Below are 23,138 nucleotides of genomic sequence, written 5' to 3'. Positions count from 1 at the left end.
GTTTACAATGGTGAACACTGAGGAATTTACAAATAGAATCAATAAGGTGATGGAATACTATGATCTTTCCGCAGCATCTTTTGCAGATAAAATCGACGTTGGTCGCTCTTCCATCTCCCATTTATTATCTGGTCGAAATAAACCTAGTCTGGATTTTGTGATGAAGATCATTAATGCTTTTCCGGAAGTCGAGCTTTACTGGCTTCTTAATGGGAAGGGAACTTTCCCAAAAAAAGATTCAGCAGCACCTGTGGAAACTAAAAAGCCAGAAGTAAAGAAACCGGCAGATGATCTCTTTACCTCCACCCGGGATCCAGAAAATATTCCTGTTCCTCCTCCTGCACAGGGAAAAATCATTCAGAAGATCGTTATCTTCTATTCAGACGGGAGTTTTGAAGCGTATCAAAACTAAAAGCGAAAAAAGATATTAAATTTGCGGCATGAAAAAATTCCTATTCTTCACTGCCGTTGTAATGAGTCTATCCTCCTGTGTACAGCCAGAACGCAACTGCGCCGATTTTAAGACTGGTACCTTCGAGTTTGAATCTCTTTTGAATGGTGAGCTTGTAAAGAGCAGATTTGTACGTAATGACAGCATCGAAATAGACTTCTTTCGAGGGGAAACAGATACTTCTTCTGTACGGTGGATCAATAACTGCGAATATTTGATCTCCAACCTGAATCCAAAGAACAGGGCAGAAGAAAAACCTATTCATATCAAGATCCTGACAACTGAAGGGAATTCTTATACTTTTGAATATGGCCTCGTTGGGGAACCAAAAAAGCAGAGAGGTACTGTTATTAAAGTAGAATAAAAAAAGGGGCAGCCTTTGTAAAGCTGCCCCTTGCCTAAAAGTTTTTGCTACTTACCTAAAAGTTAGAATTATAATAATTCACAAGGGATTGAAGATCTTGTTGCTTTTTAGGCTTTAGATTATTCTCCTTCATAAACTCCTGCACTTCATCCTGATGTTCTTGGGGAAAAAGTTTTACGAATTTTTTGGTCTTTTTCTCCACCATTACTGGTTTGGAGTCATTGAACCTGATATAGAAATAATCTTTATCTATATAGCGTGGCGCTGTGGCCTTTTGCATTGCTGCTGCGGCTTTTCCTCTTCGCACCTCTTTTTTATATTTCTTCAGCAATACAAGCTTTTTGGAATCGGGCTCTGGTGTAAGTATCTCAAAATATCCAAGCAAATCGAATTTCTTGTTTTCTCCGCGGTAGGTCATCATTTTAAATGGTGTTCCTTCAATCTCCACCACTACTCCAGGGTGAAGAATACGGTAAGTATCCTCTTCCAGCTGTATTTGCATTTCCTCTTTTACAACGTCATAACGTACGGCTGCAGTGAGCGGTTGATTTTCAGGAAAGACCAGTTTCGCCATTTCAAACTCACTCTCTAAATAAGGAGATCCCTTCACATCTGTAGGAGTTTCATTCTTTACCATACCTTTGAGGTACTGGTTCATGATCTCTTCGTTATCATCCCTATTCATGGAACCTGCTCCTCCAGAAGTTCCAATTTGTGCTACACCCGGAGCTGCAACAAATAAAAATGCGAAAATAAATAATAGTTGTTTTGTCATTTAATGATTGTTTTGGATTTAGAAAAATAATGAGTGTAGAGGAACTACAAGTTTAAGAACAAAATTTCTAAAGACTGCTGTTTTTCTTCAGAATTTCATTTTGCTCCTGCATCAGGTTGTTGAGACTGGTAAGAAGTTCTATGTCCTTTGGAGTACTAACCGTTTTATCCTTTGGATCTTCTGCCTTTTTCCTGAACCGATTCATAAACTTTACTACCAGGAAAACCGTGAAGCCAATGATGAGAAAATCGATAAAAACTTCAATAAGCAAACCGTAGCCAATAGACACCTCTTCTATCGCTTCTGAAGTTGGTGTAGCAGGAATAGCTTCCTGCAGCACATATTTTCTCTCGCCGTATTTGATCCTTCCGGTCAACATGGATAAAGGTGGCATCACTACCTGCTTGACAAGAACGTCCACTACCCTGTTAAAGGCGGTACCAATAATGATACCTACCGCCATATCTATCATGTTGCCTTTAACGGCAAATTCTTTGAATTCCTTAAATAATCCCATTAGCGCCTACTCATCAAATAGCTTAATCTGTGCTTCATCTGCCTTCCCAGACTTCTTCTGTAGCTGGCTTGCATTAAAATCGGGAGAGCTTTCTTCAGGCTCGCTATCATTGTCTTTCACAGCCTCTTCTCCTACCACCTCCATGTCTTCGGGAGCAGTTTCTTCTGGCTCCACATAGGGCTTTGGATCCAGGAGATTGATCTGTTTCACCTTTTCAGTAGTAAGCTGATTTCCAAGAGCCTTAATTCCTTTTATTGCAATGAATTCTTCAAACTCCAGTAAATCATTTGGCTTCTGTTCCTTATTCCGTGTTTTGTTGTAGACCACTTCAGCTACGGGAAGATAATCTGTAGAGACCACTTCCAGGTACGACTTAGGATGATCTCCAATGAAGTTCTCCTCTTTATCGCGATTTTCTATTAAAAAGCGTTTCACATAGAATTTCTCTTTTTCACCTTCCCAATAGACAGCAGAAACGGGCTTTTTGGGGGACCATTTTTCGAGTACTATAATATCTTCATCAAACCTGGTTGTCAATTCAGGCTTAATGGTTTTTGCTATTCCGCTTTGAGTAATGATCAAAAGGCGGTCATCTCCCTTGAATTCCCCAAGAAGGTCTCCTCTTTCATCAACATTTAGTCTTCTAACTGTATCATCAAACCATATTCTTCTTGGTTTGAGAGTCGACACACCTTCTTCCTTTAATTCTATCTTTTTCACCGGATACTTAGTGACTATGTTTCCTTTAACGGCGCGGCCTTTAATAGCCATATCTGCAAAGTCTACTTCAAATTTCAACTTTTTGATACTTCCAACCTGTCTCAGGTAAACCATTACTACTTCTGCCTCTCCATTTGGATTAGCAGAAAAATAAAGCACTTCTGAACCTTTTTTCCCCTGGGTAAGGTCATATTCCCTGTCCCTGGTTACCGAGGTAACGGCAAAACGTTTTATATATGATGCCCCGCCCTTTCCATCTTTATATATGTAATTGTAGATAGTGCGGCGATCCTTCTTTTTAAAAATAGCGACATGGATGATGTCCTTACCAATAAAGGTTTTGGAATCTACTTTTGTCACCATCACTTTTCCCTCTCTGGTAAAACAGATCACATCATCTATATCGGAACAATCTGTAACGTACTCGTCCTTCTTGAGTGCTGTTCCCACAAAACCTTCCTGCCTGTTGACATAAAGTTTAGTGTTCCTTATCACCACTTTAGTTGCTTCGATATCATCAAATAGACGCAGCTCGGTCTTTCTTTCCTTCCCTGCACCATAATCCTTTTTAAGCCTTGTAAAATATGCAACAGCATAAGCTATAAGGTGATCAAGATGATGCTTGATCTGCGCGATCTCATCTTCAAGCGCATCAATTTTCTGCTGCGCTTTTTCAAGGTCGAATTTGGAAATTCTTTTAATTCTGATCTCAGTAAGCCTTACAATATCTTCTTCGGTCACTGCGCGCTTCAGGTGAGTGGTATGAGGTTTCAGACCGTCGTCAATGGCCCTTATTACTCCCTCCCAGGTTTCCTCTTCCTCAATATCCCTGTATATCCTGTTCTCGATGAAGATTCGTTCGAGGGAAGCAAAATGCCATTGTTCCTGAAACTCGTCCAATCTTACCTCCAGATCACTCTTAAGCAGGCTCAATGTGTGATCTGTAGATCGCCTAAGAATTTCAGAAACCCCTAAAAACGCAGGCTTATTCTCAATAATAATACAACTAAGCGGGGATAGAGATATCTCGCAATTAGTAAAGGCATATAGGGCATCAATAGTTTTATCTGGAGAAATATTTCCAGGAAGATGAATCAAAATTTCCACCTCACTAGAGGTATTATCTTCTATTTTCTTGATCTTGATCTTGCCTTTATCATTGGCCTTTAAAATAGAATCAATTAAAGTGGAAGTATTGGTGCTAAAAGGAATTTCTTTTATAACCAGCGTGTTCTTGTCAAGCTGAGAGATCTTTGCCCTTACGCGCACCCGTCCCCCTCGCATTCCATCATTATAATTGGTAATGTCGGCAATACCTCCGGTAATGAAATCTGGATATAACTTAAACTTTTTCCCCTGGAGGTGTTTTATGCTGGCTTCAATAAGTTCATTGAAATTATGAGGTAAGATCCGGGTGCTTAGGCCTACAGCAATACCTTCGGCCCCTTGTGCCAGAAGCAACGGGAACATTACCGGTAAATTTACCGGCTCCTTTTTACGGCCGTCATAAGATAACTGCCACTCGGTAATTTTTGGATTGTAAACTACATCGAGTGCAAACTTTGAAAGCCTGGCTTCAATATATCTGGGTGCCGCAGCCCCATCTCCGGTTAAAATGTTTCCCCAGTTTCCCTGGGTATCTATGAGCAGGTCCTTTTGTCCTACCTGCACCATGGCATCTCCTATACTCGCATCTCCGTGAGGGTGATATTGCATGGTATGCCCCACGATATTAGCAACTTTGTTGTATCGCCCATCGTCCAGGTCTTTCATGGAATGCATGATTCGACGCTGTACAGGCTTAAAACCGTCTTCAAGAGCTGGAACCGCTCTTTCCAGGATCACATAGGAAGCATAATCCAGGAACCAGTCCTTATACATCCCGGTAACTTTGGTTAGTACCTCCTGATTCTCTGTTTTTATCTCCTCGCTTTGCTCAAATTGCTCGTCTTGCGGATCGTTAAGATTCTCGTTCTCCATTTAAACCCTCGCTTTATTTTTTTCCAACACTTTGGCAAGTGACATTTTTAGTGACTTTACTTTCTTCGCCGTCAAAAAGGTTATATTATACCTGTAGTGTCTGTAACCCTTACTATTTCTGGAATGTATATAAATGTGCAGGCGCTTGTAAAAAAAGTAATTTTCTACTCTAAAATCCTTTAGCTTAGATTTTGGCACCTCAGTTCTCTGTTCCCTGTAATGCATGAACTGTGACACCAGCACCCCGTTGCTTTTAAAATTTATGGTTTCGCCATCACTGTCAAATTCAAAGGTTTTTCCAACCACAAAGATGTATATTCCTACCAGCAGTGCAATCACATTGGGAATAAGGCTGCTGTAATTAAACGGTACATCGTCATATTTAAGCTCTACAGAAGCAAAGGCGTTAGTAATAAAAACTGCCACCACAATAATATAAATTGAGGGGATAACGCTGGTTTCCTTCCTGTTGTTGAACTTCATATATTACTCTTCAATAAGATCCAGCTCAACCTTTAGATTATCAATAATAAACTCCTGCCTGTCGGGCGTATTTTTCCCCATGTAGAAACTCAGCATTTCCTCAATACTCATGTCTTTATCTAACATGACAGGGTCAAGCCGAATATCCTCACCTATAAAATGTTTAAATTCATCGGGAGAGATCTCTCCTAACCCTTTAAACCTGGTGATTTCAGGTTTTCCTGATAGTTTTGCCACCGCATCTCTTCTCTCCTGTTCTGAATAACAGTAAATCGTCTCCTTTTTATTTCTAACTCTAAAGAGCGGAGTTTGAAGGATGTACAAGTGATTCTCTTTAATTAACTCCGGAAAGAACTGGAGAAAGAAGGTGATAAGCAACAGCCTGATGTGCATTCCATCAACATCGGCATCTGTGGCGATCACAATATTGTTGTAGCGAAGATCTTCCATAGACTCTTCGATGTTAAGTGCTGCCTGAAGCAAGTTGAATTCTTCGTTCTCATAAACGATCTTCTTGCTCAAACCATAGCTGTTAAGAGGTTTTCCTTTTAAACTGAATACCGCCTGGGTATTCACATCCCTGGATTTGGTTATGGAACCACTCGCAGAATCTCCCTCTGTAATAAATAAGGTGCTTTCCAGGTAACGCTCTTTTTTATTATCGCCAAGATGTATGCGACAGTCTCTCAGTTTCTTATTGTGAAGACTTGCTTTTTTAGCGCGATCTTTAGCCAGTTTTCTAATCCCCGAAAGCTCCTTTCGCTCTCGCTCTGCCTGCAGGATCTTCCGCTGAAGTAGATCTGCCGTCTCAGGATTTTTGTGGAGGTAATTATCGAGCTGGGTCTTAAGGAAATCATTGATATAGGTTCTTACAGTGGGGAGATTGCCACCCATGTCTGTAGAGCCCAGTTTGGTTTTTGTCTGACTTTCAAAAACCGGTTCCATCACCTTGATACTTATTGCAGAAACAATAGACTTGCGAACATCGCTGGCTTCGAAATTCTTGTTGTAGAATTCCCTTAAGGTTTTCACAACCGCTTCTCTAAAAGCTGCAAGATGAGTTCCTCCCTGCGAAGTATGCTGGCCGTTTACAAATGAGTGATATTCTTCACTATACTGGGTCTTGCTATGCGTAATAGCTACTTCAATGTCATTGCCACGAAGGTGAATTATTGGATACAGGCGATCCTCATCCTTTATACTATCGGCAAGCAGATCGGCAAGTCCGTTTTCTGAAAAGAACTTTTCACCGTTAAAAACTATAGTCAGGCCCGGATTGAGATAGACATAGTTCTTTAGCATTTTTTCGATGTACTCTGCCCGAAACTTATAATTTTTGAAAATAAGTTCATCTGGAGTAAAGGTGACCTTAGTTCCTCTTCTTCTGGAAGTCTCGTCCAGCTCTTCTTCATTGACCAGGTTTCCCTGCTCAAATTCCGCCGACTTCGATCTGCCATCACGGGTAGATTCAACTCTAAAACTGCTGGACAAGGCGTTAACAGCCTTTGTCCCCACTCCATTTAAACCTACCGACTTTTTAAAGGCGCGAGTGTCATATTTTCCACCCGTATTCATTTTTGAAACTACATCTACAACCTTTCCCAGAGGAATTCCCCGGCCGTAGTCTCGTACAATCACCTTCTGGTTTTGCACAGAGATCTCGATGGTTTTTCCTGCACCCATGACGAATTCATCGATACAGTTATCAATTACCTCCTTAAGAAGAATATAAATACCATCATCTGCGCTTGAGCCGTCGCCAAGTTTCCCAATATACATCCCGGGACGCATGCGAATATGCTCCTTCCAGTCTAAAGACCGTATGTTATCTTCTGTATATTTTGTTTCTTCGATCATAGCTGCCTCCTGCGGTTTCGTGGCTAATATAAGGTTTCCCCTAAAAAGTTGAAACCTCCGGCAAACAAAATAATTAACAATTGTTTCACAAACAGGGGAATTTAAAATTCAAAGTTCAGAATTCAAGATTCAATTATTTGTCAAAATACTTCTCAGAAATGTCATTTTTGAAAAGTATTCTTCAGGGAAATAAAAATGGAGTATTCTTTTACTAAAAAGACCTCACAGGTTTTGAAAACCTGTGAGGTCTGATATTTTAAAAAAGTCTCAGATCTCAGATCTAATATCTCATGTCTATTAAACGTTGAACCTAAAATGCATAACATCGCCATCCTTAACAATGTACTCCTTCCCTTCTACCCTCATTTTTCCAGCTTCCTTCACCTTCGCTTCACTTCCATAGCTTACATAATCATCATAAGCGATAACCTCGGCACGAATAAATCCTTTCTCAAAATCTGTATGTATCACTCCTGCAGCTTGTGGAGCAGTAGCTCCAATAGGAATTGTCCAGGCTCTCACCTCCTTTACTCCGGCAGTGAAATAAGTTTGCAGGTTAAGGAGTTTATAGGCTCCTCTAATAAGTTTTGCCGATCCCGGTTCTTCAAGACCAATATCCTGAAGAAACATTTGGCGCTCCTCATAATCTTCTAGTTCTGTGATATCAGCTTCTGTTCCTACAGCTAATACAAGAACTTCAGCTCCTTCATTCTTGACCGCTTCTTTTACCTTTTCAACAAATTCATTTCCGGAAACAGCATCTTCCTCATTCACGTTACATACATACATTACAGGCTTATCTGTAATGAACTGCAAAGGTTTTATGAATTCTGTTCTCTCTTCTTCTGAAAGTTCTATCGCCCTTACAGAATTTCCTGCTTCCAAGCCATTCTTCACTTTCAAAAGGGCAGCTTCTTCTTTCTGTGCCTCTTTATTACCTGTTTTTGCAGCTCTTTTCACCTTTTCAAGCTTTTTCTCTGCTGTTTCGAGGTCTTTCAGCTGCAGTTCCATATCAATGGTCTCCTTGTCTCGCACCGGATTAATATTTCCGTCCACGTGAACAATATTGTCGTTTTCAAAACATCTCAATACGTGCAAGATCGCATCGGTTTCCCGAATATTTCCGAGAAATTGGTTTCCGAGGCCTTCTCCTTTACTTGCTCCTTTTACAAGCCCTGCAATATCCACGATCTCAACAGTCGCAGGCAGCACTCTCTCAGGATTAACAAGAGATTCAAGTTTTTCGAGACGCCTGTCGGGCACATTTACCACTCCAATGTTCGGTTCAATGGTACAGAAGGGAAAATTGGCGCTCTGCGCTTTGGCGTTAGAGAGACAATTGAATAAAGTTGATTTTCCTACGTTGGGTAATCCTACAATTCCGGCTTTCATATATGAGATACTTTGTGGCTTTTTTAGCGGGTGCAAATATAGGTATAAGGATTGGAATTCAAGCCTCCAAAAATTTAACGAAGCCTTATTACGATTTCTCTTAAGTCTCCTATAATTTAGGATGAAAACCCAGAACATATGAGAAGGATTTTCATTGCAGTATTTTTCCTGGTCTTCACCATGAGTCAGGCACAGGAAACACCAGCGAAAGAAGCGGTTGCGAAAACCGAGAATTACAGGCTTACCAAACAGGAAAGCTATAATTTTAATGACCAGACCTTTTCTTTTTCTCCCGAGCTTAACAGCATAAGGGTGAAAAAATTAGTGAATAACGAGGAAATCGATTTTGGATTGCTTCGTAGAACAACAGATGATGGCTTGTACATTATGACTTCAACTCATACCGAAGATGTCTCCTTTGGACGATTTGATTCCTTGGGAAATTTCAAGACCATGAGATACGACAGCAGAACAGATGCTGTAATGGAAGAGTTATATGAGCGAAAGAAGGATGAGACACGAATAAGTATGAAAAAGTAGGATTTTACCCCCTACATGTGAAAGGCGCCCAAGGAGAATCTCCAAAGGCGCCTTTTTTCTGCCCAAGGCCCGGGAATTAAGTGATTTCACCATTTCTACCCACTCTTAGTAAAATTGGAAAATTCACCTTTCCTACTTCACCGAAACTTCTGCGTAGCTCTTTTGAGATCTTTTCTACAGGGTTCTCACCTTTTTCAGCTTCGTAGGCCTTTACTGCAGACCAGGTGTTAAGATATCCAATTAATCTTTCAAGGCTCCAGCGTTGTTCGAAATGAAATTCCGGAGCTTTTATTTCTTTAAATGGAAAAGGAATACTGCGATAAGCTGCGTCGAGGAGACGCCTTTCCGGTTGCCAGTATGGCCCGATCACAATGTCGTAAAAATGCTTTATGATCTCATTGGTCTCCTTATTGCTCTTAAATAATCCATATCCAAAAAGGGCAATTACAGCGTCTTTTTTCAGGACTCGTTTTACTTCAGGATAAAATCGTTCTAAATCGAACCAGTGTACCGCCTGCCCTACTGTCACCAGGTCGAAGTACTCATTAGGAAAGTTTGTTCTCTCTGCAGGTTGCCGTGTATAAATAACGTTCGACATCTGGATGCCCTGTGAAAGCTGATTAATGCTAATATCTGTAGCTGCAACCGTCTTAACATGCGCTGCCAGGGCTCCCGCCACCTGCCCGATTCCTGTAGCACAATCCCAGGCACTGTCATGGGATTTGCAAAGCTGCAGAATAAATTGGATAAGCTCGGCGGGATAGCCCGGCCGGTATTGCGAATATTGCCTGGAATGCCCTGAAAAGAGATCTTTCATTTTTAAAAATTTCAGTCGAAGATGACCTCTCTAAAATAGCATTTTTGAAGGACATTCTTCCGAAGCAAAAACAGGACAGGGAAGTCCGGCTTCAACTGATTTTCGTCAGATTTTCATCACTTTTTAACCCCTTGTTCCGGTTCAAATTTTATATAAGCCTTACTTTTGCAAAAGAATTTCAGAAACTATGAATAAAGGACTTTATATCGCAACTTTAGAACCTAACAGCGGGAAATCTCTTATTTCGCTTGGGGTGATGCGGGCATTGCTGGGAAAAACTGTAAAGGTAGCTTACTTTAGACCCATTATTAATGAGGCAAAGCCGGGAAACAGAGATAATCACATTGATACTGTCTTGAAATATTTTGATCTTCCCATGTCTTATGAAGATGCCTATGCCTACAACCGGCACGAAGTTATTCAGAAAAGGAATGAAGGGAAGTCGGGCGAGATCATTGATACGATCATAAGGAAATATAAGAAGCTCGAAGAAAATTTCGACTTTGTACTGGTGGAAGGCAGTGATTTTTCGGGCGAGGGAAGTGTTTTTGAATTTGATGAGAACGTAAACATCGCAAAGAATCTGGGTCTTCCGGTTATTATTATTGCGAGCGGAAGAGGCAAAACCAAAGAAGGCCTTATGGGAAGTTTGCAAATGGCCTATCAAACCTTTATTAGAAAGGATGTGCGAGTGATGGCCATGGTGAGCAACAAGATCGAACTTGCCAATCTTACGATCGCCACCAACGGGATGAGGGAATTTTTACCAGATGATGTTGCCGTTTTTGCATTGCCTTTAATAGACACTCTCGCAAACCCCACGCTTAAGGAGATCGTGGAAACGCTTAATGGAAAAGTACTTTTTGGAGAGGAGTTCCTGGACAATCAATCGGGAAGTTTTAATGTTGGAGCGATGCAGTTGCGCAATTACCTCAACCACCTTAAAAATGAAAGTCTCGTGATCACGCCCGGAGATAGAGCAGATATCATTCTTGGCGCGTTGCAGGCACACAGCTCCAGCAATTATCCCCGCATTTCGGGAATTATTCTCACAGGTGGTTTGATTCCGGAAGATTCTATCATAAAGTTAATAGAAGGTCTTTCTCAGGTAGTCCCAATTATTTCTGTGGAGGAAGGAACTTTCCAGGTGACGAACAAAGTGGGCGCTATCAACTCGAATATTTATGCCGACAGTACTCAGAAAATCGAAACCTCAATTAGCCTTTTTGAGAAGTATATAAATATTGATCCTTTAATTGAGCGTTTTGCGGGCTTGCAGCCTACGGGCCTAACCCCTCGTATGTTCCAGTACAGCCTGGTAAAAAGGGCGCAGCAGCAGCGTAAACATATAGTTTTACCCGAAGGTACAGATGAACGTATCCTCACTGCAGCTTCCAGACTTATTGCTATGGATATTGTAGATCTCACCATCTTAGGCGATGAGGATGAGATCAAAAAATTAGTAATGAATCTGGCATTGCCAATGGACCTTTCAAAACTAAATATCATCAACCCCACAACTTCTGGATACTTTGACGACTATGTCAAGACCTTTTATGAGCTGCGGAAACACAAGAACGTGAACATGGACATTGCTCGCGATCTTATGAGTGATGTATCGTATTTTGGAACCATGATGATCTATAAAGGCCATGCCGACGGAATGGTATCGGGGGCTGCACATACAACGCAGCATACCATAAGACCAGCACTTCAGTTTATCAAGACCAAACCAGAAGTCTCTGTGGTTTCTTCTGTGTTTTTCATGTGTCTGGAAGACCGGGTTTCAGTCTTTGGAGATTGTGCAATTAATCCTAATCCTACTGCCGAAGAACTTGCCGAAATATGTATCTCTTCTGCCGAAAGTAGTAAGGCCTTTGGAATTGAACCAAAAATTGCAATGCTCTCCTACTCTTCCGGAAGTTCTGGAAAAGGAGAAGATGTAGATCGCGTGAGGGAGGCAACCGAGATCGTAAGAAGAAAGCGGCCAGATCTAAAGATAGAAGGACCAATTCAATATGATGCAGCAGTAGACCTCAACGTGGGCAGAAGTAAGTTACCAGGCTCTGAAGTTGCAGGCCAGGCCAGTGTTCTTATTTTCCCCGATCTCAATACCGGAAACAACACATATAAAGCAGTGCAACGGGAAACCGGCGCATTGGCCATTGGACCAATGTTGCAGGGCCTCAACCAGCCGGTAAACGACCTTAGCCGCGGTTGCACCGTTGATGACGTATTTAATACCGTGATCCTTACAGCTATACAAGCTCAGGGGCTCTAGTGGTTAATGAGCAGTGGTAAAAAAAATACCTCTGTTTATTGGTTATTGTTAATTGTTAATTGCTAATTGTAAAGTCTTGGCTCTTGATCCTAAATTAAAATTATGAACGAAAATATACTGATTATAAACTCCGGAAGTTCCTCCCTAAAGTTCCAGCTGATAGAAATGCCTTCTGAAAAAGTAAAGGCCTCTGGACTTGTGGAGCGAATAGGCCAGGCTCTGGGCAAAATTCATTATAAGTCGGCTGCGTTTAATACTTCAGAAGAAATGGAGATCAAAGACCATTCTGTAGCATTAAAAGCCGTCACCCGGCATCTAATGCACAAGGATTATGGCGTAATAAAGGATCCTGTCGAAATTCCTGCAATTGGCCACCGGGTGGTACATGGGGGCGCCAGTTTTTCTGATACTATTGTGATCGATGAAAAGGTGAAAAGCAAGATCAGAGAACTGTTTTCCCTGGCACCTTTGCACAATCCGCCCAACTTGAAAGGAATTGAAGTGGCCGAAGAAATTTTTCCGCAGGCGAAACAGGTGGCTGTATTTGATACTGCCTTCCACCAGAATATTCCTGAGCGTGCTAACAGATACGCAATTCCTAATGAATTTTATGATCGGGAAAAAATTCAGGTTTATGGATTCCATGGGACCAGTCATAAGTACGTTTCAGAAAAAGCAAATGAGTATCTTGATAAGAAGGATACAAAATTGATCACTGTGCACCTGGGGAATGGTTGTAGCATGACTGCAATAAAGGATGGAAAAAGCGTTGATCATAGCCTTGGATTTGGTCCGGTAAATGGTTTGATCATGGGCACCCGAAGTGGAGACATCGACCAGTCGGTGATCTTTTATCTTATTGAACAACTTGGCTATTCGGCAAAGGAAGTGAGTGACCTGCTGCATCACAAGAGTGGAATGCTAGGGCTAACTGGCTACAGCGATCTTCGCGATATTGAGGAGCAGGCAGAGAATGGCAACAGGGAATGTAAGCTGGCCCTTGAGATGAATGCATATCGCATCAAAAAATATATAGGCGCTTATGCCGCAGCAATGAATGGTCTCGATGCGGTAGTATTTACTGCTGGAATCGGAGAAAATTCAGACGTTATTCGAAAGCTGGTTTGCCAGGACATGGAGTACCTTGGGCTGCACCTTGATCACGATAAGAACAGTGTGCGATCGAAGGAGATAAGAGAAATTGGAAAAGAAGAGGCTGCTGTAAAGATCCTGGTGATCCCTACAAATGAAGAACTCGAAATCGCAAAACAGACCCTTGCGATGTTATAATTAATAAAAACAAAATCAAAAGCGGAGGGTTGCTACACAAAAAGGTGTGCCTCTCCGCTTTTTACTTTTGCTGCAAAAACACTTATATCTTCCTCCAGTTCCCGCCGGAACTTCAGTTTTAAGGGTTGTACAGAAAAATGAACAGGACAAGGCTGATCTGAGCTACATCTTTTCAATCCCAGCACGCACTCATCCAGTCTTTGAGTGCCATCAATAGTATTTACTACATCTATTAAAGGTCTTTTCAAAGCCTGTTCGGTTATGAAAAACCCTCCCGTGGGACCTTTTGAAGAAGAGATTATATTTTCTCGTGATAAGGACTGCAACAGCTTCGCCAAGAACGGCGATGGCAGCTTTATGGCTTCTGCAATCTCTTTTGCTCTTATCTTATTACTGTCACTGGAGTGCACGGCCAGGTACAGTACAGCATTTACAGCGTATTTACTAGAACTGGATAACATTATTTTTCATTGGTTTTTGTTGGCTTTAGCTTGTAAAAAAGACTTGGAAGTCCAAATTTACAGAAAACCTGATTCTTATCAGGTTTTATCTTAGAGAAGGAGGAGATATTTGTCCTAGATATTGCTGCTCCCCTATTTTACCCAAAGGAACAACAATAAAAAATATTAAAAGACCTCTTTATCTTTAATTACAAATAAAGTTATAAATTTGTCCCATAAACACAATAATCATTTATCATGAAATTAACATTTAAAATCTTTTCTGTATTTCTCCTTCTGTTAGTCATAGCCTGTGGTGAAAAGGAAGAAAAGGAAAGCATCAAATTATCTGAGGGGCAAAGCTCGGTCAAAAAAGAGGTTGTCGAAAAAGCCGCAACAACCACTGCTGAAGTAGACAATATGCAAAATAAAGGTATTGGTCCAATTTCGCAGGTCGTCCTAAATGATGAGCTTGACCAGGCCATGGTGACTCGAGGTGAAGAACTATTCAAAAACATGTGTTCTGCCTGTCATAAGATGGACAAGAAATTTGTGGGGCCTTCCCTTGCAGGCGTTACCGAAAGACGTGCGCCAGAATGGATCATGAACATGATCCTCAATCCTCAGACCATGATCCAGCAAGACCCAATCGCCAAAAAACTTCTTGTAGAATCGAACATGGCTGTCATGGCTAATCAGAATCTTAGTGAAGAAGAAACCAGAGCGATCCTCGAATACTTCAGGCATTATGACCTTCAGAATTAGGTGTCAAAAATGTCATTTTTGAGATCTCTCTTTTCAGTTTTTAAACCAATCCAACACCTATGAAAACCATTAAAATCACATTTTTATTTCTATGCCTCGGCACGTTGTTGTTCTCTTCCTGTAAGGAAGATCAACAGCAGAAAGAGGCAGTTGAAAATTCCGAAGAAGTTGCTTCAACCTCTTCTAACAAGGGACAGGCATATATTGATGATGAAGGTGAAACGCCAAATGCCTTACGCACCGCCATTGAATCTCCAGATCACACTACCCTTGTCGCCGCCGTTGAAGCAGCCGAGGTTCAGAATGCGCTGGTTAACGTAGGGCCTCTTACAGTCTTTGCTCCTACTAATGAGGCTTTTAACAAATTACCTGCGGGCACAGTTGAAGAACTCGTTAAGCCAGAGAACAAATCGAAGCTTGCATACATTCTCACAAACCACGTCGCTCCCAGCAACTATCCTGTAGATATGCTCCTCAAAAATGTGAAAAAAGGGAGGACCTTATATATGGCCTCTGGCGAGAACGTGGAAGTAACTCAACAGGGCGACGACCTCTTTGTTGGAGGAGCCAAGATAATTGGTACTGTAAAGGTCAGCAATGGCTGGGTTCACGTAGTGGACGGTGTAATATTACCTAAGAACAAATAATTCCAGATCATGAAAAAACTAAATTCCATTTTATTTCTTACTATGCTTTCTCTGCTTATCACAGCCTGTGGTGGAGAAAACAATAACGGGACCGACAAAGCAACAGGCGGTGCCATGGCCTCTAATGCAGCAGAGCGAGTATATGTAGCTCCCGGAGAGCACGATGAATTCTATGCATTCATCTCAGGTGGCTATAGCGGAAACCTCACTGTTTACGGTCTGCCTTCAGGTCGTATGCTAAAGGAGATCCCAGTGTTCTCTCAGTTCCCGACTTCCGGGTATGGGTACTCTGAAGAAACCAAGCCAATGCTAATGACCTCCCATGGATTTGTACCCTGGGGAGATTCTCACCACCCAGACATTTCTCAAACCAATGGGGAGACTGATGGCCGATGGGTATTCATCAATGAAAACAATACTCCTCGTATCGCCCGTATAAGCCTCGAGACCTTTGAAACAGAAGAGATCATCGAGATCCCTCACAGTGCCGGAAATCACTCCTCTTCCTTTGTAACCGAAAACACAGAATATGTGGTTGCAGGAACAAGATTTTCTGTTCCTTATCCTCAAAAGGACATGCCTATTGAAGATATGAAAGGAAATTTTAAAGGCCCCCTTACCTTTATTGCAGTTGGTGATGACGGGAGAATGAAGATCGACTTCCAGCTGGACATGCCAGGATTCAATTACGACCTTTCACACCCTGGTCGTGGAGATTCTCATGGCTGGTTCTTCTTTACCACTTACAACACTGAAGAGGCGCACACGATGCAGGAAGTAAATGCTTCTCAAAATGACAAGGATTTCATTGCGGCCGTGAACTGGAAGAAGATCCAGGAATATGTGAGAAACGGTGGGGGAGAACAAATGGATGCCGAATATGCACATAACGTCTATGACCACAGCACCCATACCGCTACTACAACTATGGGAAATAAAGTGACCCGAGTTGATCCCCGTAAAGTTGAAGGCGCTGTTTTCTTTATGCCTACTCCCAAATCACCACATGGTTGTGACGTTGATCCTTCGGGAGAATATATTGTAGGTAACGGAAAACTTTCAACAGACCTTACGGTTCACTCCTTCTCAAAAATGCTGAAGGCCATTGAAAATAAAGATTTCACGGGAGAAGCTTATGATATTCCAATCCTTAACTTCGATTCAACCCTTGCAGGAACTGTAAAAGAAGGGGGATTAGGACCACTACACACTGAATTTGACGGAAAAGGAAATGCCTATACCACTTTCTTTATCTCTTCTGAAGTAGTGAAGTGGAAATTAGGAACCTGGGAAGTTCTTGACAGGCAGCCCAGTTATTATTCTGTAGGGCACCTTATGATCCCTGGCGGAAATTCAAGAAATCCTGAAGGGAAGTACCTGGTATCTATGAATAAGATCACCAAAGACCGCTACCTCCCAACCGGGCCTGAACTGGAACACTCTGCCCAACTCTACGATATTTCTGGTGAGAAGATGGAGCTCTTGCTCGATTTCCCAACCCATGGGGAACCTCACTACGCTGCTGGAATATCTGCAGAAAAAGTGAAAGCAAATTCCAGGAAGATCTACAGGCTGGATGAGAATAAACATGCCTTTGCAGCAACAAGTGAAGACCAGACCAAAATGGTTAGGGAAGGTAACAATGTGCATGTTTACATGACCACTGTTCGAAGTCACTTTTCACCAGATAACCTCGAGGGCATTAAAGTGGGAGACAAAGTTTTCTTTCACGTGACCAACCTGGAACAGGATTTTGATGTACCACATGGTTTCGCCATGATCGGAGCAAATACATCTGAATTGCTCATTATGCCAGGACAAACAAAAACAGTGATCTGGGAACCTAAAAAAGAAGGGGTATGGCCATTCTATTGTACCGACTTTTGCTCTGCTTTGCATCAGGAAATGCAGGGATATGTGCGGGTTTCAGGAAAGAATTCAAACCTGCCTTTAAAATGGACTCTGGACGGAGAGTAGTATGTTAAGTTAGTTATAAGATTTCAACTCTTCATTTAAAGAAAGCGGGTTAGGGTAATCTACCCGCTTTCTTTCCTAAACATAAAGACATGAAAACCTCCGGATTTATAATGATAATAGGTTCAGCTTTACTGCTGGGACTATTCTTTTTTCCTTTATGGAATATAAAACTTGAAGCGCCACAGTACCCCGATCCATTAGGAATGGATATTTACATCGCAGGGATCGAGGGGGAAGAAGAATTTGATATTCAGAATATTGACGGTATCAATCACTACATTGGCATGAAGAAAATTCCGAAGCCAAAGGATATGTGGGAGTTCAACACCTTTCCTGTTGTTATTGGTGGAATGGCTGTCTTCGGAATAATACTGGGAATCCTGGGCCTTTTTGGAAAAATAAGCAGCCGTTGGTTCCTGGGCTGGTTTATCCTCATGAGTCTTCTGGGCATTTTGGGAATGTACGATTTCAACAACTGGTTAATTGATTACGGAACAGATCTTGACCCAAAAGCCATTATAAAACTTACCGATGCCAATGGTGATCCCTTAAGCTACAAACCACCATTATTAGGCTCTCAAAAAATCCTGAATTTCACTGCACACTCCTATCCACAAACCGGTGCCTATCTTATGTTTGCCGGCATGTTCCTTACGCTCGTAGCGTGGTTCTTCGGAAGGAACAAAGTAAACAATTAACATGATGAAAAAGCTGCTGTACCTTTTGATCATATTCTTAGTGCAATCCTGCAGTAAGGAGACTAGGCCCATCGCTTACGGAAAAGATGCCTGCGATTTTTGCCAAATGACCATCGTTGACAGAGCTTACGCTGCACAGACGGTTTCTGAAAAAGGAAAACAGTCAAAGTACGATGCTATAGAATGCATGATCCATGATCTTGAAAACAGCACCGTGACTATGGCAGTTCAACGAGTAGCTGATTTTTCTGATCCCGGAAAAATGATCTCCGTAGATAAAGCAGTATTTATCATCAACGATAGTATCAATAGTCCTATGGGAGCAAAACTAGCTGCCGTGAACAGAAAAACTTACGTCGCGACAACTAAAAGTGCAGATACCTTTTCCTGGAATGACCTCCTTGAACATCTGTTGGCTTCAGATTCCATCATTCAGTAAACTATGAGAACCCTGTTATTCTTCCTGAGCTTTTTATTTGCTTTCACCACACTTGGAGCGAAAGAAATAATAGTCTGTGAGTCGTGTAAAATAACTTCTGTGAGAGCGGCTGTAGAAATGGCTGAGAGCGGAGATACACTAAGAATAAAAAAAGGTCTTTACAGGGAACATGAAATAAAGATCATCAATAAATCTCTCGTGATCATTGGAGAAGATTTTCCGGTAATTGATGCCGAAATGAAGGGAACTGCTTTCATTATTAAAGCCGACACTTTTTCTATTGAAGGTCTTCACATCAAGAACATTGGAACCAGTCATACCAGTGATCAGGCTGCCATTCTCGTTTCCCGCTCCAATAATTTTCGCATTGAAAACAACCGGTTAACCAATATTTTCTTTGGTATACTGCTGGAAAAATCTTCAGCAGGAAAAATTGTCGGCAACAGGATAAGGAGTAAAGCCAGGAGTCAGGCGAATTCAGGTAATGGGATTCACATTTGGCACTCCAAAGATATTACTGTAGAAGGGAATGATATCAAAGGGGTAAGAGATGGCATCTACCTCGAATTTGCAAACAACTGCAGGATCTCAGGAAATATCTGTAAGGAAAATCTTAGGTATGGTCTTCATTTCATGTTTTCTGATCACAATAAATATATAGCAAACGATTTTGAGAACAATGGAGCGGGAGTCGCTGTTATGTATTCGAAGTTCATTGAAATGACAGGAAATCGTTTCAGAAAAAACTGGGGCAGTGCTTCTTACGGACTCCTATTAAAAGAGATTGCAGATGCAACCCTGAACCAAAACTATTTCGAGGACAACACTATCGCTATAAGTGCCGACAATACAAACAGGATCATTTATAAGCAGAACGATTTTATAAGTAATGGGTATGCAGTTAGAATAAGAGGAGCCTGCTATAAAAATGTCTTTACTCAAAATAATTTTCTGGCGAATTCCTTTGACGTCTCTTATACGGGAAACCTCAATGAAAATGAATTTCGTGGTAACTTCTGGAGCGAATACACAGGCTATGATCTTGACAAAAATGGGATTGGAGACGTTCCCTTCCGCCCAGTAAAATTATTCTCCTACCTGGTAAATACCACTCCAGAAGCCATCATCCTGTTGCGAAGCACTTTTATTGGCCTGCTTGATTTTTCTGAAAAGGTCTCCCCTATTTTCACCCCAGCCGAACTGGCAGATCCAAAACCCAAAATGCAAAAGATCAAATGGTAAGTATTAAGGAATTACATAAAAAATTTGGCAGCCAGGTAGTCCTGGATGGTCTTAATCTTGAAATCCAGGAACAGGGGATTATTGCAGTGCTTGGACCTAATGGTTCCGGAAAGACGACGCTTATCAAAAGTATCCTGGGAATGGTAGTTCCAGAAAAAGGGGAAATCCAAATCAATAACAAGAGTGTTCTAAAAAGATGGGAATATCGGCAGGAGCTTGATTATCTGCCTCAGATCGCAAATTTTCCGGGTAACCTGAAAGTTCAGGAATTAATTACCATGATCAAGGACCTTAGAGCTAAACCGGCAAGAGATCAACAGCTTATAGACTTCTTTGGCCTGCATCCTTACCTGGAGAAAAAATTGAACAAACTCTCGGGCGGTACCCGTCAAAAAGTGAATTTATTGCTGTGCTTCATGTTTGACAGTCCCTTGATCATTCTCGATGAACCTACCTCGGGTCTTGATCCTGTTTCGATGCTCAGGTTACGCGAACTCATTAGGAATGAAAAGGAAAAGGGCAAAACCATACTTATCACCTCCCATATCATGAGCTTTGTCGAAGAGATGGCAGATCGGATTGTCTTCCTGTTGGATGGAAAAATATATTTCGACGGAGACGTTTGCCAGTTAAAATCTTCCACAGGCCAGGCCGACTTTGAACACGCCATCGCTCATTTATTATCTAAAGACCATGATTAAGATCCTTAAATACAGCTTTTTTGACCTGGTGCGCAGCAGCTGGAGTTATGTATATTTCTTTTTTTATTTGCTCCTGGGCATGACATTGTTGTTCCTGAACAATGATCTCTCCACAGCAGTGATCACTTTAATGAACGTGATCATCATGCTTGTGCCACTAATTGGGACCATCTTTGGTGTGATGTATTACTACAACTCCCGGGAGTTTACCGAACTGCTGCTGGCCCAGCCTGTAAAGCGCAGTTCCATCTTCCTGGGCCAGTACCTCGGTGTGGCCATCTCCCTTTCACTTAGCCTGGTTGTGGGATTAGGGCTTCCTTTTGCCGTCTACGGGATCTTTAAATCGGCAGTGATCTGGGATTTTGCAATGTTGCTGGTAACGGGTCTCTTTCTAACTCTCATTTTTTCTGCCTTGGCTTTTAACATTGCTCTTTCTAATGAGAACAAAATTAAAGGCTTTGGATACGCCATCCTGCTGTGGCTGTTTCTTGCTGTAATTTATGATGGCCTGTTCCTGCTATCTTTGGTTTATTTCCAGGAGTATCCTTTAGACCGGTTCGCACTTTTTGCAACCATGATCAATCCCATTGACCTCTCCCGAATTCTTATTCTCCTGAAACTAGATATTTCTGCCCTTCTTAGTTATACCGGGGCTGTCTTCAAAGATTTCTTTGGAACGGGGCTGGGAGCTCTTATTTCAATGATCATGCTGATAGTATGGGTTATCTTGCCCGTCCTAAGAATTTATGGAATTGTCGAAAAAAAAGACTTTTAACCCTTCCTTTGCTTTGTTTAACAGCTATTTACATTTCTTTCATTACGGGTTTGATTAAATTGAAGGGAATTAACGTTAAACCTAAAAAATTCAAAGATGAGAAATGAAGAAATATTGAATTCGCTTTCAAATTGCATCAATCATTGTAACCATTGTGCAGATGCCTGTCTTGATGAGGAAAATGTTCAGAAAATGGTAAAATGTATTCGAATAGACCGTGCATGTGCCTCTGTTTGCGCTACAGCAGCCGATTTGCTGGTCACCAAATACGGCAATATCCAAGGGCTCATGCAGTATTGTGTACAGATCTGTGAAGAATGCGCCGAGGAATGTGAGAAGCACGAACATCAGCACTGTAAAGATTGTGCAAAGGCATGTAGAGAATGTGCCGAAGCATGTAGGAAATATGCAGCATAACAGAAAAACCCGGGAAATCCCGGGTTTTTTAATGCAATGCTGTTAAGAACCTTCAGGAATTGCTTTCTTCCTCTATTCGGCCATAGAGCTCGTTCATCTCATAAAGGTTATGTGCCTTTGAAAAAGGAATTTGGGCAGCGCGAGCTCGCCATGTCCAGTTCCCTTTTGTACTACCAGGTATGTTCATTATTGCTTCCTCCCCCAGTCCAAGTATATCCTGCAGCGGCACTATAGCTATCCCGCCAACCGATTGTAATGCCATGCGGTGTAAAATTTCAGGGACCTCATCTTCTGATATCTTCCTGTCAAGGTAGTTCTTGAGATGCTGCTTTAAATCTCTATCCCCGTTCCTGTACCATCCAAGAGTGGTGTTATTATCATGAGTACCTGTGTATATAACACTATTGAAAGTGTGATTGTAAGGAATATATGGATTATCACGGTTTTTATCTCCAAAAGCAAATTGCAGGACTTTCATTCCCGGGAAATTGAATTCTTCCAGCAAATCATATACGGGCTGATCCAGCACTCCAAGATCTTCTGCGATAAATGGCATTTTTGGGAAGTGCTGCTTAACGATATGGAAAAAGTCAATCCCTGGCGTTTCCCTCCATTTCCCATTTATTGCTGTCTCCTCTCCTGCCTCCACTTCCCAATAAGCCGCAAAAGCTCTGAAGTGGTCTATTCTCAAAACGTCAAACAGCAGGAGGTTTTGCCTAATGCGTTCAATCCACCAGGAATACTGGAGTTCTTTAAGCGCCTGCCAATCATATACCGGTGTTCCCCAAAGTTGGCCTGTTTCACTAAACATATCTGGAGGTACTCCAGAGATATGTGTAGGCTGCTTATCCTTATCAAGTTTAAAGATCTTTGGGTTAGCCCAGCAATCGGCACTATCGTGATTGACGTAGAAGGGAACATCCCCAAAGATCCTGATTCCCTGCTTGTGTGCCTCCTGCATAAATTTCGACCATTGTGAAAAGAACAGGTACTGGATGAATTTTTCCTTTTCGATCTTTTTTTTAAGCTCCTTTTTTGCTGTTGCCAGAGCATCCTTTTTCCTGTCTCGCAATGCTAATGGCCAATCCACCCAGTTCGCCTGATTATATTTTTCTCTAAGGGCAAGGTATAAACAGTAATTCTCCAGCCAGGTATCGTGATTCAATAAAAATTCCTGGTAACCGGGATCAACTCCTTTCCTTGCCTTGAAGGTTTTAAAGGCAGCTTCAAATAATTGTTCTTTATAGGAAACTACGGTGTCAAAAATGACTTTTTCTTCCTTTCTTCCCTTTGGAAGATCGAAATCTTCAAGATCAAGATATCCTTCCAGTTCCAGAAGCTCGGGACTAATTAGCAAAGGGTTCCCAGCAAAAGCCGAATGACTGCTGTAAGGAGAATGATTGTAAATTCCATCTGTAGGGTTTACGGGCAAAATCTGCCAATAGGTATGCCCGCTTCTTCGCAAAAAGTCAAGAAATCTATATGCCTCAGGACCCAGATCTCCTATCCCGAATTGCCCCGGAAGGGAAGTGATATGTAAGAGGATGCCGCTGCTTCTTTTTATTTTCAT

At 41.7% G+C, this 23,138-nt stretch carries 23 protein-coding genes; 14 read left to right on the top strand and 9 right to left on the bottom strand.

Going from position 1 to position 23,138, the window contains the following annotated elements; all coding sequences use genetic code 11:
• Positions 1-7 precede the first annotated feature (7 nt).
• Entirely contained in the window at positions 8-412 is a 405-nt protein-coding gene (locus HC175_RS10065) for a helix-turn-helix transcriptional regulator (RefSeq protein ID WP_168138370.1), read from the top strand.
• 28 nt (positions 413-440) lie between these two features.
• A complete protein-coding gene (locus tag HC175_RS10060) occupies positions 441-815 on the top strand; it encodes a DNA topoisomerase IV (RefSeq protein WP_168138369.1) in 375 nt (124 codons plus the stop codon).
• A gap of 55 nt (positions 816-870) precedes the next feature.
• Here the strand turns inward: HC175_RS10060 and HC175_RS10055 are convergent, their stop codons facing one another.
• The 6 genes from HC175_RS10055 to ychF all read right to left on the bottom strand — a co-directional run bounded on the left by HC175_RS10055 (position 871) and on the right by ychF (position 8,539).
• Positions 871-1,590, bottom strand: coding sequence for a hypothetical protein (locus HC175_RS10055; RefSeq protein WP_168138368.1), 720 nt, complete (start codon positions 1,588-1,590; stop codon positions 871-873).
• Between the two features lie 67 nt (positions 1,591-1,657).
• Entirely contained in the window at positions 1,658-2,107 is a 450-nt protein-coding gene (gene mscL / locus HC175_RS10050; RefSeq protein WP_168138367.1) for a large conductance mechanosensitive channel protein MscL, read from the bottom strand.
• Positions 2,108-2,113: 6 nt separating this feature from the next.
• Positions 2,114-4,807 (bottom strand): DNA gyrase/topoisomerase IV subunit A, encoded by a 2,694-nt coding sequence (locus tag HC175_RS10045; RefSeq protein WP_168138366.1) that lies wholly within the window; start codon positions 4,805-4,807, stop codon positions 2,114-2,116.
• Complete coding sequence (locus HC175_RS10040) at positions 4,808-5,290, bottom strand: hypothetical protein (protein ID WP_168138365.1); 483 nt, start codon at positions 5,288-5,290, stop codon at positions 4,808-4,810.
• Positions 5,291-5,293: 3 nt separating this feature from the next.
• Positions 5,294-7,147, bottom strand: a complete 1,854-nt coding sequence (locus tag HC175_RS10035) for a DNA topoisomerase IV subunit B (RefSeq protein ID WP_168138364.1) — start codon at positions 7,145-7,147, stop codon at positions 5,294-5,296.
• Positions 7,148-7,444: 297 nt separating this feature from the next.
• Complete coding sequence (gene ychF / locus HC175_RS10030; RefSeq protein ID WP_168138363.1) at positions 7,445-8,539, bottom strand: redox-regulated ATPase YchF; 1,095 nt, start codon at positions 8,537-8,539, stop codon at positions 7,445-7,447.
• A gap of 138 nt (positions 8,540-8,677) precedes the next feature.
• Between ychF and HC175_RS10025 the strand changes: the two genes are divergently transcribed.
• Entirely contained in the window at positions 8,678-9,079 is a 402-nt protein-coding gene (locus HC175_RS10025) for a hypothetical protein (RefSeq protein ID WP_168138362.1), read from the top strand.
• A 76-nt stretch (positions 9,080-9,155) separates the two neighbouring features.
• Here the strand turns inward: HC175_RS10025 and HC175_RS10020 are convergent, their stop codons facing one another.
• Complete coding sequence (locus tag HC175_RS10020) at positions 9,156-9,896, bottom strand: class I SAM-dependent methyltransferase (protein ID WP_168138361.1); 741 nt, start codon at positions 9,894-9,896, stop codon at positions 9,156-9,158.
• A 187-nt stretch (positions 9,897-10,083) separates the two neighbouring features.
• On the opposite strand from HC175_RS10020, the gene pta reads away from it, so the two are divergent.
• Together pta and HC175_RS10010 are read left to right on the top strand one after the other, a co-directional pair.
• The gene (pta, locus tag HC175_RS10015) at positions 10,084-12,177 is read left to right on the top strand and encodes a phosphate acetyltransferase (RefSeq protein ID WP_168138360.1); all 2,094 of its coding nucleotides are present in this window, start codon (positions 10,084-10,086) and stop codon (positions 12,175-12,177) included.
• A 102-nt stretch (positions 12,178-12,279) separates the two neighbouring features.
• Positions 12,280-13,467, top strand: coding sequence for an acetate/propionate family kinase (locus HC175_RS10010; RefSeq protein WP_168138359.1), 1,188 nt, complete (start codon positions 12,280-12,282; stop codon positions 13,465-13,467).
• A 32-nt stretch (positions 13,468-13,499) separates the two neighbouring features.
• Here HC175_RS10010 and HC175_RS10005 read toward each other — a convergent pair whose 3' ends face one another.
• The gene (locus tag HC175_RS10005; RefSeq protein WP_168138358.1) at positions 13,500-13,928 is read right to left on the bottom strand and encodes an RrF2 family transcriptional regulator; all 429 of its coding nucleotides are present in this window, start codon (positions 13,926-13,928) and stop codon (positions 13,500-13,502) included.
• A 237-nt stretch (positions 13,929-14,165) separates the two neighbouring features.
• Here HC175_RS10005 and HC175_RS10000 point away from each other — a divergent pair, with 237 nt between their 5' ends.
• From HC175_RS10000 to HC175_RS09960, 9 genes are all read left to right on the top strand, one after another.
• Positions 14,166-14,672: a c-type cytochrome gene (locus tag HC175_RS10000; protein WP_168138357.1), complete on the top strand. Its 507-nt coding sequence runs from the start codon at positions 14,166-14,168 to the stop codon at positions 14,670-14,672.
• A 59-nt stretch (positions 14,673-14,731) separates the two neighbouring features.
• A complete protein-coding gene (locus HC175_RS09995; RefSeq protein ID WP_168138356.1) occupies positions 14,732-15,319 on the top strand; it encodes a fasciclin domain-containing protein in 588 nt (195 codons plus the stop codon).
• Positions 15,320-15,328: 9 nt separating this feature from the next.
• Positions 15,329-17,296, top strand: coding sequence for a Sec-dependent nitrous-oxide reductase (gene nosZ, locus HC175_RS09990; protein ID WP_168138355.1), 1,968 nt, complete (start codon positions 15,329-15,331; stop codon positions 17,294-17,296).
• 89 nt (positions 17,297-17,385) lie between these two features.
• On the top strand, positions 17,386-17,994 hold the full coding sequence (locus tag HC175_RS09985) for a hypothetical protein (protein ID WP_168138354.1): 609 nt from the start codon (positions 17,386-17,388) through the stop codon (positions 17,992-17,994).
• A 1-nt stretch (position 17,995) separates the two neighbouring features.
• Complete coding sequence (locus tag HC175_RS09980; protein WP_168138353.1) at positions 17,996-18,433, top strand: nitrous oxide reductase accessory protein NosL; 438 nt, start codon at positions 17,996-17,998, stop codon at positions 18,431-18,433.
• Between the two features lie 99 nt (positions 18,434-18,532).
• Complete coding sequence (locus tag HC175_RS09975) at positions 18,533-19,675, top strand: nitrous oxide reductase family maturation protein NosD (protein WP_317172105.1); 1,143 nt, start codon at positions 18,533-18,535, stop codon at positions 19,673-19,675.
• Positions 19,669-20,376: an ABC transporter ATP-binding protein gene (locus HC175_RS09970; RefSeq protein ID WP_168138351.1), complete on the top strand. Its 708-nt coding sequence runs from the start codon at positions 19,669-19,671 to the stop codon at positions 20,374-20,376. The genes HC175_RS09975 and HC175_RS09970 overlap by 7 nt, the downstream gene beginning before the upstream one ends.
• Complete coding sequence (locus tag HC175_RS09965; RefSeq protein ID WP_168138350.1) at positions 20,369-21,151, top strand: ABC transporter permease; 783 nt, start codon at positions 20,369-20,371, stop codon at positions 21,149-21,151. The genes HC175_RS09970 and HC175_RS09965 overlap by 8 nt, the downstream gene beginning before the upstream one ends.
• A 96-nt stretch (positions 21,152-21,247) precedes the next feature.
• Positions 21,248-21,568, top strand: a complete 321-nt coding sequence (locus tag HC175_RS09960) for a four-helix bundle copper-binding protein (RefSeq protein ID WP_168138349.1) — start codon at positions 21,248-21,250, stop codon at positions 21,566-21,568.
• 52 nt (positions 21,569-21,620) lie between these two features.
• Here HC175_RS09960 and malQ read toward each other — a convergent pair whose 3' ends face one another.
• On the bottom strand, positions 21,621-23,138 hold the full coding sequence (gene malQ / locus HC175_RS09955) for a 4-alpha-glucanotransferase (protein ID WP_168138348.1): 1,518 nt from the start codon (positions 23,136-23,138) through the stop codon (positions 21,621-21,623).

The sequence above is a fragment of the Salinimicrobium oceani genome (genome assembly GCF_012037645.1).
This window is presented reverse-complemented; position numbering and strand designations above follow the sequence as displayed.